Source organism: Flaviramulus basaltis, from assembly GCF_900114265.1.
GTDB classification, from domain to species: Bacteria; Bacteroidota; Bacteroidia; order Flavobacteriales; family Flavobacteriaceae; genus Flaviramulus; species Flaviramulus basaltis.
In genome coordinates this window covers 1,010,559-1,032,570 of sequence record NZ_FPKV01000002.1, presented here as the reverse complement: position 1 = coordinate 1,032,570, position 22,012 = coordinate 1,010,559, and the positions used below count along the sequence as shown (strand labels likewise).

At 32.5% G+C, this 22,012-nt stretch carries 17 protein-coding genes; 13 read left to right on the top strand and 4 right to left on the bottom strand.

Annotation, left to right across the window (positions count from 1 at the left end; translation table 11 throughout):
- Window positions 1–51: 51 nt before the first annotated feature.
- Window positions 52–1,893 carry a pectate lyase family protein gene (locus BT151_RS11200; protein ID WP_245794818.1) on the bottom strand — a complete coding sequence of 614 codons (1,842 nt, stop codon included), beginning with the start codon at window positions 1,891–1,893 and terminating at the stop codon, window positions 52–54.
- An 89-nt stretch (window positions 1,894–1,982) separates the two neighbouring features.
- Window positions 1,983–2,531, bottom strand: a complete 549-nt coding sequence (locus tag BT151_RS18830; protein ID WP_245794801.1) for a hypothetical protein — start codon at window positions 2,529–2,531, stop codon at window positions 1,983–1,985.
- 305 nt (window positions 2,532–2,836) lie between these two features.
- Between BT151_RS18830 and BT151_RS11195 the strand changes: the two genes are divergently transcribed.
- The 12 genes from BT151_RS11195 (at window position 2,837) to BT151_RS11140 (ending at window position 14,828) form a co-directional block, all read left to right on the top strand.
- The gene (locus BT151_RS11195) at window positions 2,837–3,667 is read left to right on the top strand and encodes a T9SS type A sorting domain-containing protein (protein WP_072402170.1); all 831 of its coding nucleotides are present in this window, start codon (window positions 2,837–2,839) and stop codon (window positions 3,665–3,667) included.
- 148 nt (window positions 3,668–3,815) lie between these two features.
- Window positions 3,816–4,655, top strand: a complete 840-nt coding sequence (gene kduI / locus BT151_RS11190) for a 5-dehydro-4-deoxy-D-glucuronate isomerase (RefSeq protein WP_072402169.1) — start codon at window positions 3,816–3,818, stop codon at window positions 4,653–4,655.
- A gap of 13 nt (window positions 4,656–4,668) precedes the next feature.
- Entirely contained in the window at window positions 4,669–5,454 is a 786-nt protein-coding gene (locus BT151_RS11185; RefSeq protein WP_072402168.1) for a gluconate 5-dehydrogenase, read from the top strand.
- A 15-nt stretch (window positions 5,455–5,469) separates the two neighbouring features.
- The gene (gene uxaC / locus BT151_RS11180) at window positions 5,470–6,870 is read left to right on the top strand and encodes a glucuronate isomerase (RefSeq protein WP_072402167.1); all 1,401 of its coding nucleotides are present in this window, start codon (window positions 5,470–5,472) and stop codon (window positions 6,868–6,870) included.
- 15 nt (window positions 6,871–6,885) lie between these two features.
- A complete protein-coding gene (locus BT151_RS11175; RefSeq protein WP_317041230.1) occupies window positions 6,886–7,227 on the top strand; it encodes a cupin domain-containing protein in 342 nt (113 codons plus the stop codon).
- A gap of 24 nt (window positions 7,228–7,251) precedes the next feature.
- A complete protein-coding gene (locus BT151_RS11170; protein ID WP_072402165.1) occupies window positions 7,252–8,292 on the top strand; it encodes a sugar kinase in 1,041 nt (346 codons plus the stop codon).
- A gap of 10 nt (window positions 8,293–8,302) precedes the next feature.
- The gene (locus tag BT151_RS11165; RefSeq protein WP_072402164.1) at window positions 8,303–8,971 is read left to right on the top strand and encodes a bifunctional 4-hydroxy-2-oxoglutarate aldolase/2-dehydro-3-deoxy-phosphogluconate aldolase; all 669 of its coding nucleotides are present in this window, start codon (window positions 8,303–8,305) and stop codon (window positions 8,969–8,971) included.
- Window positions 8,972–8,976: 5 nt separating this feature from the next.
- Entirely contained in the window at window positions 8,977–9,948 is a 972-nt protein-coding gene (locus BT151_RS11160; protein ID WP_072402163.1) for a TRAP transporter substrate-binding protein, read from the top strand.
- A complete protein-coding gene (locus tag BT151_RS11155; RefSeq protein ID WP_072402162.1) occupies window positions 9,949–10,410 on the top strand; it encodes a TRAP transporter small permease in 462 nt (153 codons plus the stop codon).
- Window positions 10,411–10,412: 2 nt separating this feature from the next.
- Window positions 10,413–11,708: a TRAP transporter large permease gene (locus BT151_RS11150; protein ID WP_072402160.1), complete on the top strand. Its 1,296-nt coding sequence runs from the start codon at window positions 10,413–10,415 to the stop codon at window positions 11,706–11,708.
- Window positions 11,709–11,721: 13 nt separating this feature from the next.
- Window positions 11,722–13,188, top strand: coding sequence for a tagaturonate reductase (locus tag BT151_RS11145; protein ID WP_072402158.1), 1,467 nt, complete (start codon window positions 11,722–11,724; stop codon window positions 13,186–13,188).
- Between the two features lie 32 nt (window positions 13,189–13,220).
- Entirely contained in the window at window positions 13,221–14,828 is a 1,608-nt protein-coding gene (locus BT151_RS11140; protein ID WP_072402156.1) for a UxaA family hydrolase, read from the top strand.
- Between the two features lie 27 nt (window positions 14,829–14,855).
- On the opposite strand, the gene BT151_RS11135 is transcribed toward BT151_RS11140, so the two are convergent.
- Window positions 14,856–15,905, bottom strand: a complete 1,050-nt coding sequence (locus BT151_RS11135) for a LacI family DNA-binding transcriptional regulator (protein ID WP_072402147.1) — start codon at window positions 15,903–15,905, stop codon at window positions 14,856–14,858.
- 133 nt (window positions 15,906–16,038) lie between these two features.
- Here BT151_RS11135 and BT151_RS11130 point away from each other — a divergent pair, with 133 nt between their 5' ends.
- Window positions 16,039–17,766, top strand: coding sequence for an Ig-like domain-containing protein (locus BT151_RS11130; RefSeq protein WP_072402145.1), 1,728 nt, complete (start codon window positions 16,039–16,041; stop codon window positions 17,764–17,766).
- 103 nt (window positions 17,767–17,869) lie between these two features.
- Here BT151_RS11130 and BT151_RS11125 read toward each other — a convergent pair whose 3' ends face one another.
- A complete protein-coding gene (locus BT151_RS11125; RefSeq protein WP_072402143.1) occupies window positions 17,870–21,880 on the bottom strand; it encodes a pectinesterase family protein in 4,011 nt (1,336 codons plus the stop codon).
- Window positions 21,881–22,012: the final 132 nt, after the last annotated feature.

Here is a 22,012-nt window from a genome sequence, read left to right as displayed (position 1 = left end):
AAAGTAAAAAAAAGCTCGTAATTTTATTAACGAGCTTTTTTAATAAATAATTTAATTCTTTATAATTATCTTATTAGTTAATCCTTGAGACGTATAAACTTTTATAAGATAATTTCCATTACTCAAATTACTAATATCAATATCTTTAATATTGTTTTCAATACTTTTTACTAAAACACCATGTAAACTATAAATTTTAACTTTATCTATTCTTTCTTGAGATGATATATGAAGAATAGTTTTCACAGGATTTGGATATAGACTTATTTTTGATATTTCTATGTCTTTTATACCTAACGAATAAGATGAAACACTCATGTAATAAAGATTTGTTGTAACATCTTTAGTAATCTCATGAGAACCCGATGGAATTGTTAGTGTTAATAAACCTCCACTAATATTTTTACTCACACCGTTTATTTTAATTGTTCCATTAAAAGCATCATTAAACACCAATGTTAAAGTGCTCTCTTCTGCAGTTGTAAATGTAATACTAGTGCTAGATTCTATTTTTAAGCATTGTGTTAAGGTAAGACCATTGTAATGAGCATCTCCTTTTGAAGTTGAAAGATTTCCTGAAATGCTGTAAAAATTACTACTTAAACCAGATTCGGTAAAATTATGTATTTGATCTGCTGAAGCGACTATACCAACAGATATAATGCCTGATTCCATAACAGGAGTCCCTAATGTTCCAGATGTTGTAATTGTATAAGAAACATCTTCCGTTGGAGTGCCTGATATTGTGATTGTTTTATTGGGAGTATTTTTTATAAAGGTTATCCCCGATTCAGATAATCCTGAAACATTTGCGTCTGTGGCATCGCCACCCCAAATAAAAATAATTGGATCAATGGCATTACCTTCTATTACAGTTTGGTCACTATTATTAGTTGTTAATGTTAGGGTTTGGCTACTAGGAGGTTCACTTATGCCTTGAATACAAGATAGGTTAGTTGTGTACGCAATAAGAGCGTTTTTAAGTGGAACATTAACACTAGAAGATGTATCATCATTTGGCTGATTAAAAGTCCAGTTAAAATCTCCACCATTCATTCTTCCTGCAAGTTGTATTACTTTTGTTTTTGCCTCTTCTGGAGTATCAGGAGTGTAGGTGTATGTTATGGAGCCATCTGTATCAAAATTGTTATAAGTATTATTCCCTTGTTTTGAGTTTATTGAATTAGAAATAGTTTCATTTCTAGTAGAAGTTACTACAGCATCAAAATCATCTATTGTAGATGGGGTTGAAAAATTATAAGGAATAAAACGATTTGCTCCAATTATAGTATTACCAAACGCTTTAATAGTACCTCCATCTTCACTTGAAAAAGTTGGTGAACCATAAAATATATCAGTTCCTTGCATAGAGGTTAGTATTGGATATTTACAATTTCTAAAATAATTATTTTCTACAAATACTGAAGAACCTGAAGTTGAACCTACACCGTATTTTGAATTTCCATCATAATAATTATTATAAACATGTGCAGAGTAATATCGAATTCGAGGGTGACGAGAATCGGAATGATCATACCAGTTATGATGGTATGTAATAAACAAATTGGGATCGTTACCTTCATTAAGACCTAAAAGATTAGATTTTCCGGAATCCCAAAAGTGATTATATGAAAAAGTAACATAGGTTGATCTTTTACAATCTAAAGCACCGTCGCCTTTTGCTTGATCTGCATCACCACCAGCATCACCGTAAAAAAAATCGACATTATGTACCCATATATGATCATTGTCTTGTTGTAATCCTATATTATCTCCTTCCTCACTATTGCAATTCATACTGCCAATATTACGAATTTCAACATTAGAAGCATTTTTAATTCGTATACCCCACCCGTCGGCTACAGCATCTTCACCAACTCCTTCTAAGGTTATATGGCTATTAGCGTTTTGTTTATTTTCAATTACAATATCACCGCTTAATAAATAAGAGGGGTCAGTAATTTGACCAATTAATCTAATAATTAAAGACGTGAGTCGTTTCCCTTTTTAAATCCATCTAAAATTTCTTGTAAGCCAATACAAGGATTTGAATTTGCACCAATGACATTAAGTTCAATAGTATCTTTTGTTTCCTCGGTAACATATAAAATTATTGCGCCTGATTGAGTTGTGCCATCTAAATTGTATGAACCAGCTATTCTACCTCCAGAAAATGCAAAACCAGCACGATCATGAGCTTGTACAGATATTGAAGGTGTAATACTAGCAATACCTTCGGAACCATTAATGACAGGAACTACTGATATAGTATAAGAACCAGCCTTTAAGCCTAATATATCTGTCCGATATGAACCATCATTGTAGCACCTAATAAGTTGCGTATCAATTTGCACATTGGAAATACCTTCTCCAGTATAATACACATTGTAACTTGATGCTTCTGTAATAGGTTCCCATTCTACATAAGCAGTTTCTAACCATCCTCCATATTCATTAATATTGACTGTTTGAGCCATTATAGAAAGAGAGCATAATATTAATGCAATTGAAAAAATTAGTTTTCTTAACATCTTAAAAGTATTAGTTGTTTTTATTACAAAGTGTATTGGTTATTTACAGTTTAATATTGTAATCGATTGCATAAATATATCCTATTTTTTAATAAATTCATTTTTTTTAAATTAAAAACGTTTAAATGTTAGAATTTAACGATGTAGAAATAAAAGGGGTGTTTTGAATTTAAAACTCTAAAAACTAGTTGTATGTGTCTATTTGTGATATTAATTTTTCTAAAAAAATATTTCATGGTAAGAAATAAATTGTTATATTGTGCAATCGATTACAATTAAACTATTAACCACTAAACATTATTAAAATGAAAAAAAAACTACTCTTATTTATTTTACCTCTATTACTTTTAACTATAACAATACAAGCTCAAACTAAGATTTGGGACTTTGGAGGAGATCCTGCTTATGCTAGTTCAGAACAACTTGCTCTTTGGCCAATAGTAGCATTTAATGCAGCTGAAAACACAACTGTAGAAAAGGATAATTTATTTTTAGTAGGAGATGATTCTGGAGATAAATTTGGTCAAATTGAGAATTCTGGAGGTAAAACTTGGGATGCTGGTACTGCTGATGAGTACACAGCTGTTAATCGTTTTAAAATGAATGGTGCTGCTGGTCCTCTTGGCACTTTTCTTCCAACTTATAGTTATTTATATTTTCCAGTTACTGGTGATGTTGAAGTAAAGGTTTGGTACAGATCAAGTAGTGCTGATGTTACTAGAGAACTTTACATTACTGATGGCACTAGTCTGTTGGCTTCTGTTGATGGAGCTGATACAGATGCACATATATTATCAGCAACTAAAAGTGGTTCTGGTAATGTATATATATTTGGTGCTGGAAACTCATTCAATTTATATAAAATTGAAGTAACAGGTACTGGAGCAGCTGACTTATTACTTTCAAATAATGATGTTGTATCTCATGTTTCAACAAATTTAAAAGCTATTGGGAACAGAATTTATGTTTCAAATGTAAAATCTACTACAGATATTAATATCTACAGCATTGCTGGAGCATTAGTTAAATCGTTAAAGACTAAAAATGACATGAATTTTGATTTTAAATCTGGTTTGTATATAGCTACAATAAAAACATTTGAAGGTGAAAAATCAGTAAAAATATTAACTCATTAATATTTAATACTTATTTTTTCTTTTTTAAAGATTAAACGGAATATACTTTGTGTATATTCCGTTTTTTATTACCATATAAAGTATCTAAAATGTAGGATTTAAGATATTTTTATTATATTTGTGCAATCGATTACATAATATTTTTAATATGACTAATTACAATACAAGATACGCTTCTAGTCCACAAGCAATTAAAAAATATAACACACAAGAATTACGTGATGAATTTCTAATTCAGAACTTAATGAGTAAAGATAAACTAAATTGGGTTTATACTCATTACGATAGATTTATGGTTGCAGGAGTGGTACCTGTTGAGAAAATAATTGAATTAGAAACAATAGACCCTTTAAAAGCTTCTTATTTTCTTGAAAGAAGAGAATTAGGAATAATTAATGTTGGAGGTTCAGGAGTTGTTGTAGTAGATGGTATTGAATATAAATTAGATAATAGAGAAGCATTATATCTAGGTCAAGGAAATAAAAAAGTTACATTTTCAAGTAAATCAGCAAGTAATCCTGCTCAATTTTATTTGAATTCAACACCAGCTCATAAAGCATTTCCTAATAAAAAAATAGGTATTAATGATGTTGAAGTTGTTGAGTTAGGCACACCAGAAACAGCCAACGCAAGAACTTTAAGAAAGTATATTGTAAATAGTGTAGTTGAGGTTTGCCAGTTACAAATGGGAATGACAACTCTAAAATCTGGTAGCGTTTGGAATACAATGCCGGCACATGTTCATGATAGAAGAATGGAAGTGTATTTCTATTTTGAAGTACCCGAAGATCAAGCAGTTTGTCATTTTATGGGTGAACCAAATGAAACAAGACATATTTGGATGGCTAATAATGAAGCTGTAATTTCACCACCATGGTCAATTCATTCAGGATCAGGCACAAGTAGTTATAGTTTTATCTGGGGAATGGCAGGAGAAAATCTGGACTATGGAGATATGGATGTTTGTAAAATAAACGAGTTACAATAAAATCAAAAAATTAATGAATTTATTCAACTTAACAGGTAAAAGAGCTCTGGTTACAGGAGGTACTCATGGTTTAGGAATGGCTATGGCAGAAGGATTAGCCAGTGCTGGTGCAGAACTTATTATTACAGGCACAACACCTTCTAAAATGAAAGATGCCTTATCTTATTACAAAGGCAAAGGGTTTAAAGCCAGTGGCTATTTGTTTGATGTAACAAATGAAGATGAGGCGAAAGAAAATATTGAAATAATTTCGACTGAAATAGGAGATATTCATATTTTAGTAAATAATGCAGGAATTATAAAAAGAGAATTAGCTATTACCATGCCTGTTGAGGATTTTAGAAGAGTGATAGATGTAGATTTAGTTGGGCCATTTATAATGTCTCAGTTAGTCGCAAAACAAATGATTGAACGCAAAGAAGGTAAAATAATAAACATTTGTTCTATGATGAGTGAGTTGGGTAGAAATAGCGTTTCTGCTTATGCGGCTGCCAAAGGTGGTTTAAAAATGCTTACTCAAAATTTAGCAACAGAATGGGCAAAACACAATATTCAAGTTAATGGTATTGGTCCTGGTTATTTTGCTACAACTCAAACAGAACCTATTCGAGTAGATGGTCATCCGTTTAACGAATTTATTATTAATAGAACACCTGCAGCAAGGTGGGGTAATCCAGAAGATTTAGCTGGAACTGCTGTGTTTTTAGCCTCTAAAGCTAGTGATTTTGTTAACGGCCAAGTAGTTTATGTAGACGGCGGGATTTTAGCAACTATTGGTAAACCATCAAACGAAGATTAATAACTAACCAAAATAATGAGTAAACCATTTATTCACGATAACTTTTTGCTTGAGAATAAGTATGCTGAAGAATTATATCATAATTATTCAAAAAATCAGCCAATTATAGATTATCACAACCATTTGCCTCCACAACAAATAGCAGAAGATAAAACCTTCAGCAACATTACAAATGTTTGGATAAATGGAGATCATTACAAATGGCGCGCCATGCGTACCATGGGTGTTAATGAAAAGTTTATTACAGGAAATGCTTCCGATAAGGACAAATTTTTAAATTGGGCAAAAACAGTACCTTTTACTATACGTAACCCATTATATCACTGGACACATTTAGAACTAGCAAGATATTTCGATATTTATGATTTTTTAAATGAAAAATCAGCAGAAAAAATATATCAAGAAACACAAGAGAAATTAAACTCAAAAGAATACAGTTGTAGAGGCTTACTAAAAAAAGCAAATGCCGAAGTGGTTTGCACGACTGAAGACCCTACAGATGATTTAAAATATCATCAACAACTTGCAAAAAGCGATTTCACTGTAAAAGTAAGCACAGCTTTTAGACCAGATAAGGCTATTTTAATATCCAAAGATGGTTACAATAGTTACATTGATACTTTGGGAGAAGTTGCAGGAGTAGAAATAAGTTCTTTTTCAAATTTATGTGAAGCTTTAAAAAAGCGTATTGAGTTTTTTGATGCTAATGGATGCAAACTATGTGACCATGGTTTAGATCAAATTTATTTTGAAAACTATACAGAAAGTGAAGTCAATTCAATATTCAAAAAGAAACGAGAAAACAAAAAAATTACTCAAGAAGAAGCTTTAAAATTTCAAAGTGCTATTTTAGTGTTTTTAAGTGAAACATATCATGAGTTTGGTTGGGTGCAACAATTTCATTTAGGTGCTTTAAGAGATAACAATGCACGTATGCATCGTATTTTAGGTCCAGATACAGGATGGGATTCTATAGGCGATTTTTCGCAGGCGCAAAAATTATCAGCATTTTTAAACACCTTAGATGGTAAAGATAAATTAACAAAAACCATTATTTATAACCTAAACCCTGCCGATAATGAAGTGATGGCAACTATGATAGGTAATTTTAATGATGGTAGTGTAAAAGGTAAAGTTCAGTTTGGATCTGGATGGTGGTTTTTAGACCAAAAAGATGGTATGACCAAACAACTAAATGCGCTGTCTAATATGGGATTAATTAGCTGTTTTGTGGGAATGTTAACAGATTCGCGTAGCTTTTTATCGTTTCCAAGACACGAATATTTTAGACGTATTCTATGCAATCTTTTAGGCGATGAAATAAAACGAGGAGAACTACCTAACGATATGGAATGGATAGGAAAAATAGTTTCAGATATTAGTTACAACAACGCAAAAGAGTATTTCAATTTTTAATATCAAAATTAGAAAATGATGAAACAAAGCTCAATGTTCTTTGAAGTAGATAAAGTAGAATGGGAAATAGTTGAAGATAAAATAAAACGCCAAATCGTGGGGTATGATGATACTATGATGATGGTAAATGTATATTTTGAAAAAGGAGGTGTAGGAGAATTACATAATCATATGCACACTCAAAGCACTTATATTTCTCAAGGTGAATTTGAAGTTACTATAGGAGAGGATAAATTAAAATTAAAAAAAGGTGATTCATTTTTTGTACCATCAAACATAACACATGGTGTTATTTGTTTAGAAACAGGTATGTTAATAGATGTTTTTACCCCAAAACGACAAGATTTTTTAAAATAAAACAATTAAATTAAAAGGATTTAAATGAGTAAAGTAGTCACATTTGGAGAGATTATGTTAAGATTAGCTCCAGAAGGTTTTTTAAGGTTTTCACAAGCCAATAGTTTTGATGTAGTTTATGGTGGTGGCGAATCTAACGTAGCCGTTTCTTTAGCAAATTATGGCGTATCGGTAGATTTTGTAACCCGTTTACCAAAGAATGATATCGGGCAATGTGCCATGATGGAAATGCGAAAAAGAGGTGTTGGCGTCGATAAAATTGTATGGGGAGGTGACCGTTTAGGTATTTATTTTTTAGAAACCGGAGCGGTAAGTAGAGGAAGTAAAGTCGTTTACGATAGAGCTCATTCTGCTATGGCCGAAATTCAATCAGGTATGGTGGATTGGGAAGCTGTTTTTAAAGGTGTAGAATGGTTCCATTGGACAGGGATTACACCTGCGATTTCTCAAAGCTCAGCCGATGTTTGTTTAGAAGCCGTTAAAGTAGCTAGTAAATTAGGAATTACGATTTCAACCGATTTAAATTATAGAGCAAAACTTTGGAAATACGGAGGAGATAGAGAAGCTATTATGACTGAACTAACATCTTATTGTGATATCATTTTAGGAAATGAAGAAGATGCAGAAATGCATTTTGGAATTAAACCAGAAGGCTTAGATGTTCAAACACACGGGCATGATGTTAAAGCAGAAGCTTTTTTATCTGTTTGTCAACAAATGATGAAAAAATTCCCTAGAGCTAAAAAAGTAATTACAACTTTAAGAGGGTCTATTTCAGCATCACACAATACCTGGGCTGGCGTTTTATACGATGGTAAAAAAATGTATGAAACCCGTCAATATCAAATTACAGATATTGTAGATCGAGTAGGTGGCGGAGACTCATTTATGGGAGGCTTAATCTATGGTTTATTAAAATATCCTGAAGATGATCAAAATGCTTTAGATTTTGCAGTAGCAGCGTCGTGTTTAAAACATACTATTAAAGGTGATGCGAACTTAGTGACTGTTGATGAAGTAGAAAAATTAATGGGCGGCGATGCCTCAGGACGAGTAGCACGATAAAAGATAAGACATGGCACAATTTACAAGATTAGAAGTAGCTCAAGTAATGAAAGACACAGGTATGGTTCCTTTGTTTTTTCATAGTGATATAGAATTAAGTAAGAAAGTATTAAAAGCCTGTTATGATGGTGGCGCCAGACTTATGGAATTTACCGCTAGAGGTGATTTTGCACATGAAGTTTTTGGAGAATTAACCAAATATGCTATTAAAGAATTACCAGGAATGATTATGGGTGTAGGTTCGGTAACCGATGCCGCAGCAGCTTCACTTTATATGGCTTTAGGGGCTAATTTTATTGTAACTCCAGTATTAAGAGAAGATATTGCTATAGTTTGTAATAGACGTAAAGTATTGTGGTCACCAGGCTGTGGAAGTTTAACAGAAATCGCAAGAGCCGAAGAATTAGGCTGTGAAATCGTAAAATTATTCCCAGGGGATTTATACGGACCTAAGTTTGTGAAAGGTATTAAAGGTCCACAACCTTGGACAAGCATTATGCCAACAGGCGGCGTGTCGCCAACAGAAGAGAACTTGAAAGGTTGGTTTGATGCAGGTGTAACCTGTGTAGGAATGGGATCTCAACTCATCTCCAAAGATATTATTGCTAATAAAGATTTTGACACATTAAAGCAAGAAGTAGAAAAAGCATTACTTATTATTCAAAAAATTAAAAACTAATTATAATGCGAAACTTGATTTTTGTTTTTTCTGTTGTATTTGTTTTAACCGGATGCAATCGGTTGAGTGATACCAGAACGATTAAACTAGCACATAGTTTAGATGTCAATCATTCTGTACACAAAGCCATGGTTAAAATGGGCGAAGATTTAGCCAAAATATCAGGAGGTAAAATGCAGCTTGAGATTTACCCTAGTCAGCAATTAGGAACAGAGCGCGAGTGTATTGAATTACTTCAAATTGGCAGTTTAGATATGACCAAAGTTTCGGTAGGTGTTATGGAAAACTTTGCACCACGAATGAAGGTTTTTGGACTCCCTTTTTTATTCCGAGATAAAGAACATGCATTTCAAGTTTTAGATGGTCCAATTGGTCAGGAATTATTAGATGAAGGTACCAAGTATTGGATTAAAGGTTTGGCCTATTACGATGCTGGAAGTAGAAGTTTTTATACTAAAGATAAGCCCATCAATTCACCAAGTGATTTAAAAGGTTTAAAAATTAGGGTTATGGAAAGCGTTACAGCTGTAAATATGGTAAATAGCTTAGGCGGTTCTGCAACACCTATTTCTTGGGGGGAATTATACACATCATTACAACAAGGCGTAGTTGATGGTGCAGAAAATAACCCACCTAGCTTTTATCTTTCAAGGCATTATGAGGTATGTAAATACTATACATTAGATGAGCATACCGTTTTACCAGATGTTCTAATTATTGGAACTCATCTTTGGAATGATCTTTCAGAGCAAGAAAAAAAATGGATGCAACAAGCCGTAGATAGTTCTGTAGTATATCAAAGAAAACTATGGGCAGAAGCCGAAAAAGAAGCTTTAGAAGAGGTTCAAAAAGCAGGTGTTGAAATTATATATCCAGATAAAACCTTGTTTTCTAACGAAGTTGAAGATGTTTACTCAGATATTAAAGAAAATGAAGATATGTATAATTTAGTTCAAAGAATACAAAACACTAAGTAGATGGCACTTCGGAAAAAGATAGATAAAGTATTAGGAAATATATTGATAGTTATCATGGGTGTGATGGTTATTAATGTATTATGGCAAGTTTTTACACGATTTATAATAGGTACACCAAGTTCTTTTACAGATGAATTAGCTAGATATTTAATGATCTGGCTGGGTATTTTAGGCGCAGCCTATGTGTCTGGACGAAATATGCATGTAGCTATAGATGTACTTCCATTAAGATCGAGTAACAAAACACAGAAAAAATTAAAGCTAATTGTTTACATATTAATTATCGCATTTGCTTTTTTTGCTATGATTATTGGGGGTCTAAGACTTGTTTATATAACCTATACTTTAGATCAATATTCTCCAGCTCTACAAATGCCTTTAGCGGTTGTTTATTTTGCTATTCCATTAAGTGGAGCGTTGATTATTTATTATAAAATTTCAGATATTTTAAACATCAAATAACTATGGAATATATCCCAATAATTGTTTTAGTTTTAAGTTTTATAGGATTATTATCCATAGGTATGCCTGTGGCATGGAGTATCGCGATATCTTCGGTATTAACCATGCTTGTAAGTATTCCTGCATTACCAGCTTTTACCACAGTATCTCAAAGAATGGGAACCGGTTTAGATAGTTTTGCCTTATTAGCCATTCCATTTTTTGTGCTTTCAGGTCAGCTTATGAATAAGGGTGGTATTGCACATCGTTTAATTGCATTTGCAAAAACATTGGTAGGATCTTTACCAGGCGGTTTAGCATTAATTAATGTTATAGGCGCTATGTTAATGGGGGCCATTGCAGGTTCAGCCATGGCATCAGCCTCAGCAATGGGTAGTATTTTAGGTCCAGAAATGGAAAAAGAAGGTTACTCGAGAGAATTTGGAGCAGCCGTTAATATTACTTCTGCAACCACAGGATTAGTAATTCCACCTAGTAATATTTTAATTGTTTACTCATTAGCAAGTGGAGGCGTTTCAATAGCTGCTTTATTTTTAGCGGGATATATCCCAGGAATTTTAACTGGATTATTTTTAATGTTAGTCGCTTCATTTTGGGCGAAAAAGAAAAAATATAAGGTTGGAAAAAGGAGTTCATTAAAGCAAGTTTTAAAAGCATTTATTGATGCTGTACCAAGCTTGTTTTTATTGGTTATTGTTATTGGAGGAATTATTACAGGAATTTTTACAGCAACCGAGGCCTCAGCAATTGCTGTATTATACACTTTAGTATTAGGCTTTATTTATAAAGAAATATCCTTTAAATCATTACCCGAAATTCTTTTAGATTCATCAGCAACTACAGCTGTAGTTATGCTATTAATTGGAGCCTCTATGAGTATGTCTTGGGTGATGTCTTATGAAAATATTCCTCAAAATATAAGTTCAACATTATTAGCTATTAGCGATAACAAGATCATCATTTTACTTTTAATAAACTTAATATTATTATTTGTTGGAATATTTATGGATATGACTCCAGCAGTGCTCATTTTTACACCTATATTTTTACCAGTAGTTACAGCGTTGGGAATGGATCCTATTCAGTTTGGAATTATTATGGTACTTAATTTATGTATAGGTTTATGTACACCACCGGTTGGCTCCGTGCTCTTTGTAGGAGTTGGCATTGCCCAAACTACCATACAAAAAGTGGTAAAACCTTTGTTACCTATGTTTTTAGCAATGATTGTTGCTTTGTTTTTAGTAACGTATTTCCCTCAGTTAACACTATGGTTACCAAGTTTGTTTGATTTATAATTGAAAAGATAATATGCCAGAATTAAAAGAAAATAAGAAAGCTTTAAATAGAATTAATCTAGGATTAGAAAAAAAGCTTCCCATTAAAATTGTGCAGTTTGGAGAAGGTAATTTTTTAAGAGCTTTCATAGGATATGCATTTCAAGAATTAAACAAATCTGCAGATTTTAATGCAGGTATTGCAGTTGTACAACCTATTGATAGAGGTTTAGTAAAAATGCTAAACGATCAAGATGGATTATACACACTGTTTATGAAAGGTGTTAAAAAAGGTGAAGAAATTCAAGATATTGAGCTTATTTCAAATATTGTTAAAGGTGTAGATCCTTACGCTAATTTTAATGAGTATCTAAGTTTAGCAAAAGAAGACGCTTTAGAATTCATCATCTCGAATACAACTGAAGCAGGTATTGCTTATGTAAGTAGCGATAAACCACATATGCAACCACCAACTTCATTTCCAGCAAAATTAACGTTGCTTTTGCATGAGCGTTACAAGCATTTTAATGGCGATGCCAGTAAGGGGTTAACTATTATTCCTTGTGAATTAATAAACTATAATTCAGATACATTAAAAGAAATTATTCTAAACTATATTTCTGATTGGAATTTGGGTGACGATTTTAAAACTTGGTTATTAGAAAATAGTACATTTCATAATACTTTAGTAGACAGAATTGTTCCTGGCTACCCTAAAGATGAAATAGAAACTTACAATGCTAAGTTAGATTATAAAGATAATTTAATAGTTGCTGCCGAATCCTTTTTATTATGGGTTATTGAGGGTGGAGATGATTTAAAAGCAAAATTACCATTTAGCAAAACTAATCTCGATGTTAAGATTGTTGACGATATGCAACCTTTTAGAACACGAAAAGTTCGTATTTTAAATGGAGCTCACACAGCAATTCTTTCTTTATCATTATTATATGGTAACAAAACAGTTAAAGAAACTGTAGACAATGAGTTTACAGGGAAATTTATAAAAGAGACTGTTTTCAATGAGATTATAGACACCTTAGAATTAGATAAAGATGAGTTAAATAGTTTTGCTGATGAAATTTTTGATCGTTTCAGAAATCCATTTATCATCCATAATTTATCAAGTTTAGCCTTAAATGCTATATCAAAATTTACTGTAAGAGTATTACCAAGTTTATTAGAATATGTAGATATTCATAAAAAACTTCCAACGCATTTAACGTTTGCTTTTGCGGCTTTAATTCGTTTTTATAAGGGAACATATAACGGTGAAGAGTTACCAATAAATGATAGTGAAGATATTGTTAAAAATTTAACCAAAATTTGGGAGTCTAACAATTACAATACAATAGCAAAAGCTGTTTTAAGTAACCAAGAATATTGGGGAGAAGATTTAACAAAAGTTGAAAACTTAACAGAAGCAATTACTTTAGCCTTAGCAGAAATAGATACTAATGGCGTTGAAGTTGGGTTCGAAAACTTCTGTAAAAAGTATTAATTAAGATATTTAGTTTATAAATATTTAGTATTATGCAAAACAAATTAATAAAAGTAAACACATCAGATAATGTAGCTGTAGCTTTAGTAAATCTAAAAGCTGAGGATGTTGTTTCTTTTGAAGGAGAAGCTATAAAAATACTTTCTGATACAAAATCTAAGCACAAAATAGCTTTAGATAAATTTGAATCTGGAAGTAGAATTATCATGTATGGTGTTCTTGTTGGAACAGCTAATGGTATTATTGAAAAAGGCGATGTGTTAACTACTGAAAATGTTAAACATCAAAGCGAAAAAGTATATGGTAAAACAGATTCTTTTTCATGGACAGCTCCAAATGTGGAAAAATGGAAAAACAGAACCTTTGCAGGTTACCATAGAAAAGATGGGCAAGTTGGTACAGAAAACGTATGGCTATTCTTTCCGTTGGTATTTTGTGAAAACAGAAATGTAGAGACCCTAAAAGAAGTTTTTGAAAAAGAACTTTTAAAGCAAAAGGTAAATCCACATCAAATGTTACTTCGCTCGTTAGTAAGTGGAGGAGAAGAAACAGAAGTTGCAGATAAATCTGTAGACGTTTTCGATAATATTGATGTAAAATTTATCACACATCCTGGAGGTTGTGGGGGTATCAGACAAGATTCAGAAAGCTTAGCAAAATTATTAGCAGGCTATGTAAATAATCCAAATGTCGCAGGAGCAACAGTATTAAGTTTAGGATGTCAAAATCTCCAAATAAATATCTTTAAAGATGCTTTAAATGCCATTAATCCAAATATGGAAAAGCCTGTTTTAATTTACGAGCAGCAACAAATGGGCACGATTGATAATATGTTATCTATCATTATAAAAGAATCTTTTGAAGCCATAAAAAAAGCAAATAATATTGAGCGTAAACCAGCACCTTTATCAAAATTAAGAGTAGGGTTAGAATGTGGAGGATCTGATGGCTTTTCAGGAATATCTGCTAACCCAACTTTAGGAGCAGTTTCCGATATGTTAGCGGCATTAAATGGAACCGCTGTTTTAGCAGAATTTCCAGAATTATGTGGTGTAGAGCAAGAATTGGTTAATAGATGTGTTAGTGATGAAGATGGAGAAAAGTTTTTAAAATTAATGAAAGCTTATGAAAAATCTGTTGTTGATGCTGGCTCTGGATTTGATATGAATCCATCACCCGGCAATATAAAAGATGGTTTAATTACAGATGCTATGAAATCTGCAGGAGCAGCAAAAAAAGGAGGCACATCTCCTATTCAAGGTGTTTTAGATTATGGCGAGTACATTACAAAACCAGGACTTAATTTATTATGCACACCAGGTAATGATGTAGAAAGTACTACAGCATTAGTTGGTTCTGGAGCTAATATGGTATTGTTTACAACTGGTTTAGGAACGCCAACTGGTAATCCAATAGCACCTATTGTAAAAGTATCTTCTAATACAGAACTGGCAGAAAAAATGCCAGATATTATTGATATTGAAACTGGAGCTGTAATTCGTGGTGAAAAAACTATTGAAGAAATGGCAGATGAAATGCTTGAGTTTATGATAGATGTAGCAAGTGGTAAAAAACAAACAAAGGCAAAATTATTAAATCAGAATGATTTTATTCCTTGGAGACGAGGGGTTTCTCTTTAGAATCAAGTCTTTTTAAAACCTCTTGTTTTAGGTGACCTTTTTTAAATTGGGTTTTATTAAACTTGTTTTTAATGAAGACTTTCTAATGATTAATTCTGGTTCTAAAATTACTTTTTTCTCCATTTTTATATTATCAGTATTAGTAACCTGTTCTAAAAATACTTTTGCAGCCATTTTTCCCATTTCTAATGGAGATTGATCTATGGAAGAAATAGATAATTCCATAAACTTTGTAAAAGGTTCATTACTAAATCCAACTACAGCAAATTCTTCTGGAATATTTATATTGCGTAATCTTAACTCTTCAATAGCACCTAATGCAGCAAAATCACCAGAAGAAAAAATGGCTTCTGGAGGTGGGTTTAATTCTAATAATAATTTAACAGCATTGCTACCTGCTTCTCTGTTACTTTTGGTTTCAATTACATAATCCTCGTTAAATTCTATACCAGAATCAATTAATGCTTGTTTATAACCTAAGTAACGTTCTTGAAATATTTCAATAGATCGATTTCCAGAAAAATGAGCAATACGTGTGCAACCTTGTTCAATTAAATGCTTAGTTGCTTTGTATCCTCCTTCAAAATCATTAATAGTTACAGAGCTAACCCCATTCATTGTTTTTCTTCTATCAAAAAAAACTAATGGTGTGTTTTTTTTAAGCACTCGGTTAAAGGGTTCTGTAATTTTATTAGAAGTAGTAGATATTAAAATACCATCAACCTGTGCGTTTAAAAGCGTGTCAATGTTTTCGTTTTCTCTGTTTTCATCTTCATGAGTTTGACAAATAATAACATGATACCCGTGCGGATTTAATTCCTCTTCAACACCTCTAATAATTGCACCAAAAAAATTACTATCAACACGAGGTACAATAACCCCAACATTATTGCTTTTTCCACTTTGTAAAGCTAATGCAAGCCTATTTTGTTTGTAATTCATTTTAGCAGCAGTTTTGAGAACCAGTTCCCTTGTTGCTTCGCTAATTTTTGGATTGTTATTTAAAGCTCTAGAAACAGTTGCAGCTGTGATGTCTAGCTTTTTTGCAATATCATATATAGTTGTTTTTTTACTCATAAGGGATGGTTAGAATTTTAACGAAGTAAAAATAAACATTTTAGAGATTATTTTTTTTGTTTATCGAATATATATATATAAATTGCGTAATCGATTACATAAATATAAACATTTTTTTTAAACTATAATAATAATGAATAAAATTTTAAAATTCTCAACAGTAATTATACTATTCATTTTTGCTGCTTGTAGTAGTGATAGTCCTACTGATGAGAATAATGGAGATGTATTAGTAGAAAGTATTGTAATTAATGGAGGCAATATAGAAGATGGTAATTCAGTGCAATTATCGGTTAATGTATTACCAAGTAATGCTTTAAATAAAACAGTTACGTGGAGCGTTTCTGATACCTCAATAGCAACAATTACTACTTCGGGTTTATTAACAGCAGTTTCTAATGGCTTAGTAAAAGTAAAGGCAGATGCTAAAGATGGGTCTGGAGTTTCATCACAAAAAGACATTTTAATCTCAGGAGTTGAAGGACCAATTGTTTTAGTTGAAAGTATTACGATTACAGGAAATGATATAACAGATGGTAACCCACAACAACTAGCAGTTGAAGTATTACCAACAAATGCTAGTAATAAGCAAGTTACTTGGTCTGTTGTAGAGACTTCAATTGCAGATATTAATTCTGATGGCTTATTAACTCCCAAAACTAATGGAACAGTTACAGTTAAGGCTACTGCTTTAGATGCAAGTACTATAGTTGGAGAGTTACAAGTTAATATTTCTGGTGTTTCAACTATTCCAGGGGTAAGCACATCTCAAGAACTTTTAACGGCATTAGCTAATGCAAGTGCAGGAGATATTATTTATGTTATTGAAGGTACATACACTTTTGGTTCTACTATAAACATTTCCAAAAATGGAAGTTCTGGTAGCTTAATATCTCTTTTACCTCACCCAGATAATACTACAAGACCAAAATTTGATTTCTCTTCAATGTCTGAAAACTCATCGAATAGAGGTGCTTCATTATCTGGAGATTATTGGGATATAAAAGGCATTGATTTTTTTGGAGCTGGAGATAATGGTATGATTATTAGCGGAAACAATAATTTAATAGAATTTTGCACCTTTAGTGAAAACTCAGATACAGGTCTTCAAATTGCAAATGGAGGAAGTAACAATACTATTTTAAATTGTGATTCTTTTTATAACGCTGATTCTTCATTAGAAAACGCAGATGGATTTGCATGTAAGTTAGATGCTGGTACAGGTAACAAATTTGTAGGCTGTCGTGCATGGCAAAATTTAGATGATGGATGGGATGGTTACCTAAGAGGTAGCGATAATATTACAACTACATATGAGAACTGTTGGGCAATTAGAAATGGTTATTTAAAAGATGGTAGCGTTGGAGTAGGAGATGGCAATGGTTTTAAAACTGGCGGAAGTGATGATAAGCAACTAAAGCATAATGCTATTTATAAAAATTGTATTGCAGCAGGGAATGTTTATGATGGTTTTGATCATAATAGTAATAGAGGTGATGTAGAACTCAATAATTGTGGTTCTTATAGTAATGGAAGAAACATAAATTTTAGTAGTTCAAATATTGCGAATTCACTTACTATAAAAAATACGGTATCATTATCAAGTGGTAATAATAATGGTTTATCGGCGACAACAACAGATATAACAAATAACAGCTGGCAAAACGGTATTATGGCTGATGCAAGTGATTTTGTTAGTTTAGATATGAATTTATTAACAAGTTCTAGAAATGCAGATGGAAGCTTGCCAAATATCGATTTCATGAAATTAGTTTCAGGAAGTGATCTTATAGATAGTGGCGTAGATGTAGGAATGTCATTTAATGGAGCTGCCCCAGATATTGGACCCTTTGAAGATTAATTAGCAATAGTCATTAAGTTTAGAAGAAGCTAAATGACAATAAAAAAAGGGATGCTGTTCAGGCATCCCTTTTTGTATATAATCAACTTATTAATAACAGATTTTAATGAACGAGTAGCTTTAAAGCACTTTGTCCTTCTGCATCTTTAATAGTTACAATCCAAAGTCCATTTTTAAAACTAAAATTAGTATTGGTTTGAGTTTTTAATGATTTTACTAGTGCGCCTGTAATACTATAAATATTAATTTGAGCATTAGATTTTACATTTGAAACATACACTCTATTGTTATAAGCAGATATTTTAACTGATGAACCTTGTAAGAAAGGATCAACACTTAGAGATTCACCACTTATTAAACTAGGAATTGGATCCCAGTTATCATTTCCTTTAGTAAAATTAAATGTGGTAATATCAGTCCCATCAGTTAAAACAGATGAAGACAATACTGTAGACCACGAAGCACGATTGCTCGAATTATCAACACTTGATGCATTTTCAACCGTACCAAATTCATACATTTTTGAAGATTCTCCACCTAAAGAACTCGTCCAACCCTCAGGGTTTATTAATGACAAGCCTTCTGCCCCTGGATATGTAGATTCATCTATAGTTGTATTATAAAATACGACTTCACTTGTGTTTGGAGCCCAAGGACGACCAAAATAACCAGGTTTAGAACCATTAACAGATGCAGTTTCTGTTCCTACAACAGTAGATTTTACATGACATTCATACATTAAATAACCTCTTCCACTACTTTGTTGTGCCGCTGTAATATAAGCAGCATCACTACTAGAGTCGCTTGTGTTCAACACCAAATCGGTTTGATAAAAGATGGCAGTCATACCTCCAAAAAGATAATCTACAGCACCCATCATAGCACCTTTGTAAACAACAACTCTAGAATCTACACCACCATAAAAAGAATCTTGACGACCAATAACACGACATTTATTTAAAACCACTTTATCGGTACCATTTGCAATACCAATAGCTGCAGCTTGAGTGACATATCCACCAGATCTATCTTGAACAATAGTGTTTCCATAATCGGTTGGTCTTACTGGTTCACCAGATCCTTTAGCTTGTACAACATCTTGTGATTCTTTTAAAGAAATATATTGATTAAATGAATTTTCAAGAATTATATTTTCAGCGGTAAAACCGTCTGCAGCAACAACTACAGTTGCATTCCAATACGAAGTACCACCTCCAGTACCTTCTTTGTTTTCGTACTCTGTATAGCCGTTATCAATGTTTACGGTAAGTGCTTCAGTATTCCATTTATTATCCGCTCCTTGGCTAAAGAAGTTGTATTTTTGACCATAATATGATGTGATTCTAACAGCATTAGCATCAATATCTACGCCTTTGTTTAAAAGCCCAATACTAGGTGTAGTTGAAGCATTCTTTAGAGTTATATTGGGGCTGTTTATTACAAGCATTTCTTCATAATTACCAGAATCTATTTCAACAGTAACACGCTCGTCATTTGCACGATCCATTCTTGAAATAGCATCTAAAGCGTCATTTATAGTTTGAAAGTCTTTATCTGTTCCAACGGTAATGGTTGAACTATAACTTTGAATAGCTACCACTTTAAAAGAAATGAAATATGAAGTACCACCAGTTGTTATAGTTACTGTTCCGTCTGTTGAACCCGGATAAACATACTCTGAAACAATATTTGTACTTGTACTATTTGAAGTGTTTGAAATTGTTTCACCTCCTTCAACTGAATAATTAGATTGATAGTAATCTGTAATAATTACTTTATCTCCAACTTTTACAGGAATAGCAATTGTAGATGCTGAACCAGCATTTAAATCGCCATTTGATCCTCTTACATTTACAGAGCCAGTAAATAGAAGCCCTTCGTAAGCCGTAGCTGTATTAATAACTCTATCATTAAAAACCCATTCGGTAATTGGAGTAAAGGTTAAATCTTTTGATGTATTAGAACCATTAACCGTTAAGTTAGATGTTAATGCTAATTTTAATGGATGCGCATCAATACCATCATACGAAACAGTGTAAATACCATCTCTTAAAGCTACAGTTGTTATATCTGTGAAATTATAAGCATAACCTTCCTCGTTATTATTTGTAAAAGTTAAATTTAACTCACTCTGTTGTATTGTATTTAAGCCTATAGCATTTATAGCAATATTATATAAAGGTTTTGGTGAGAATATGATATCTGAAGTTTCATTTGCAGTTCCTATTGTAATAGTGTTAGCTAAAATTTCAAAATCATTTACACCTTCTGCAGAAATGGTATATTCTATTCCAGCTTCTAGATCTACACTATAGGTTAATGCTCCTGAATCTATAGTTACAATTGGGATATAAACTGTACTTGCTCCGGGATTTGGGGTATAGTGTAAAGTAAGATTTGTTAAATCTGATAATCCAGTTATATTACCACTTACATTGTATATATCTACTTGAGCTACAACAATGTCATAATTTGTTGTTTCGGTTGTGACATCTAAACTTAATCCATTGGTAATGATGTAACCATTGGCATCTCCTAGACTTAAGTTATAAGTATATTCAGCAGGTAAATCTATACTATATGTGCCACTAGAAACTATTGTAGAGTAGGATTTACCGGCTTCGTTAGTAAAAATAATTGAATAACCATCGGGTATTGTAGCAGCATAAGTTTCATCAACATTACCAGTTAATGTTATATATGTTGCATCTTTTCTGTAAATTCTAAAATAACTAGGTTTATCTGATTCATCAAAAATATGATATTCACCTGCTGCTTTAGCTACAAATTTAACTTCTTGGAGTGTACTACCAACAGAGACAATATCATCCTGAATTCCTGGATCTGCAGTATTTTCAAAATGAACTAATCCTCCTCCAGATTGCGTAAGCATCATAACTGTTACTTCATCATCTTCAGCTAATGTTAAACTTAAATATCTATTAATTGATGTACCATTTTGATACAATCTTCCTGTATATTCTGTAACACCTCCTAAATTATCATCCCAACGAGTTAGGTTTGTGTTTGAAGTTCTTAGTCGGTCATTTGTTCCGCCAACCCATGTTAAAATTCCTTCGGTAAATGTTGAAGGTGTATTAATACCATCTGTACCAGCTGTAATGGCGGAGTCGTACCAAGCATTAATTTTTGTTTCGGTTAACATGTTATTATAAAGAACTTCGTCTAATTGTTCGGCACCAAAATCCCAAACATCAGATTTTACTATAGTTGCCTCTAATGTATTAACTTCTATAGATGGTGTATAAGCATTAGAACCATTAAATGTAAAATATAAAGTTGTAGCACCGCCAACATAATTAAACTCATAGAAACCTGTTTTGTCTTCGGTTACTTGAACATCTGCCGTACCTAAATCATTACTAGAAAAAGTGGTGCCACCATCCATTGTTCCAGCGCTATACACAGAGCCATAAAAGCGAACTGTTGTACTACCATCATTAACATCAATTTCTAAAGAGTTACTATTTTTAAATACAACGCCATAACCTGCACTATGATATTGGGTTGTGGTAGATTGCGTTCTCATTTTTCCATCTGGACTTGTAGTAGATGTTACTGAATTTCCCTGTATGCCATCATTTGTAAATGTAGATTGATCTCCTAAATTGTAAATAGTATAAGGGTAAGTGACATCTATTGAAGGTGTATAAGCATTAGAACCATTAAATGTAAAGTACAAAGTAGTAGCTCCACCTATATAGTTAAATTCATAGTAACCTGTTTTGTCTTCAGTCACTAATACATCTGCAGAGCCTAAATCGTTACCAACGGCAGTTGTTCCGCCATCCATTGTTCCTGAACTATAAACTGAGCCATAAAAGCGTATTGTACTGGTGCCAGTAACATCAATTTCTAAGGAGTTAGTGTTTTTAAAAACAACCCCATAACCTGCGCTATGATATTGGGTTGTGCTCGCTTGAGTTCTAATTACACCATCAGGACTTGTGGTTGATGTAACTGGATTACCTTGAACACCATCGTTTGTAAAAGTTGATTGATCGCCTAGATTATAAGAGAACGTTGTTTGTCCTTGTATTGCCATGGTAAATAGCATTAAAGGAATGCTTAGAATTAAGTAAATTTTTTTCATTTTAATTTAGTTTAATGTTAAGAATTTATAAATCGTATTTCCCAAAATCTTTATATATAGAGGGAACTGAATTATTAAATTCAATTTAGCTTTGTAGGTTTGTTTAGGTTTTGGGAACCTATTTTAAGTGGT

What these genes read in the sequence shown, in the direction of transcription:
- BT151_RS11155 (WP_072402162.1), top strand. Translation starts at nt 9,949, where the DNA reads ATGGCACTTCGGAAAAAGATAGATAAAGTATTAGGAAATATATTGATA.
- BT151_RS11125 (WP_072402143.1), bottom strand. Translation starts at nt 21,880, where the DNA reads ATGAAAAAAATTTACTTAATTCTAAGCATTCCTTTAATGCTATTTACC.
- BT151_RS11150 (WP_072402160.1), top strand. Translation starts at nt 10,413, where the DNA reads ATGGAATATATCCCAATAATTGTTTTAGTTTTAAGTTTTATAGGATTA.
- BT151_RS11170 (WP_072402165.1), top strand. Translation starts at nt 7,252, where the DNA reads ATGAGTAAAGTAGTCACATTTGGAGAGATTATGTTAAGATTAGCTCCA.
- BT151_RS11165 (WP_072402164.1), top strand. Translation starts at nt 8,303, where the DNA reads ATGGCACAATTTACAAGATTAGAAGTAGCTCAAGTAATGAAAGACACA.
- BT151_RS11140 (WP_072402156.1), top strand. Translation starts at nt 13,221, where the DNA reads ATGCAAAACAAATTAATAAAAGTAAACACATCAGATAATGTAGCTGTA.
- BT151_RS11185 (WP_072402168.1), top strand. Translation starts at nt 4,669, where the DNA reads ATGAATTTATTCAACTTAACAGGTAAAAGAGCTCTGGTTACAGGAGGT.
- BT151_RS11175 (WP_317041230.1), top strand. Translation starts at nt 6,886, where the DNA reads ATGATGAAACAAAGCTCAATGTTCTTTGAAGTAGATAAAGTAGAATGG.
- uxaC (WP_072402167.1), top strand. Translation starts at nt 5,470, where the DNA reads ATGAGTAAACCATTTATTCACGATAACTTTTTGCTTGAGAATAAGTAT.
- BT151_RS11145 (WP_072402158.1), top strand. Translation starts at nt 11,722, where the DNA reads ATGCCAGAATTAAAAGAAAATAAGAAAGCTTTAAATAGAATTAATCTA.
- BT151_RS11160 (WP_072402163.1), top strand. Translation starts at nt 8,977, where the DNA reads ATGCGAAACTTGATTTTTGTTTTTTCTGTTGTATTTGTTTTAACCGGA.
- kduI (WP_072402169.1), top strand. Translation starts at nt 3,816, where the DNA reads ATGACTAATTACAATACAAGATACGCTTCTAGTCCACAAGCAATTAAA.
- BT151_RS11195 (WP_072402170.1), top strand. Translation starts at nt 2,837, where the DNA reads ATGAAAAAAAAACTACTCTTATTTATTTTACCTCTATTACTTTTAACT.
- BT151_RS18830 (WP_245794801.1), bottom strand. Translation starts at nt 2,531, where the DNA reads ATGTTAAGAAAACTAATTTTTTCAATTGCATTAATATTATGCTCTCTT.
- BT151_RS11130 (WP_072402145.1), top strand. Translation starts at nt 16,039, where the DNA reads ATGAATAAAATTTTAAAATTCTCAACAGTAATTATACTATTCATTTTT.
- BT151_RS11135 (WP_072402147.1), bottom strand. Translation starts at nt 15,905, where the DNA reads ATGAGTAAAAAAACAACTATATATGATATTGCAAAAAAGCTAGACATC.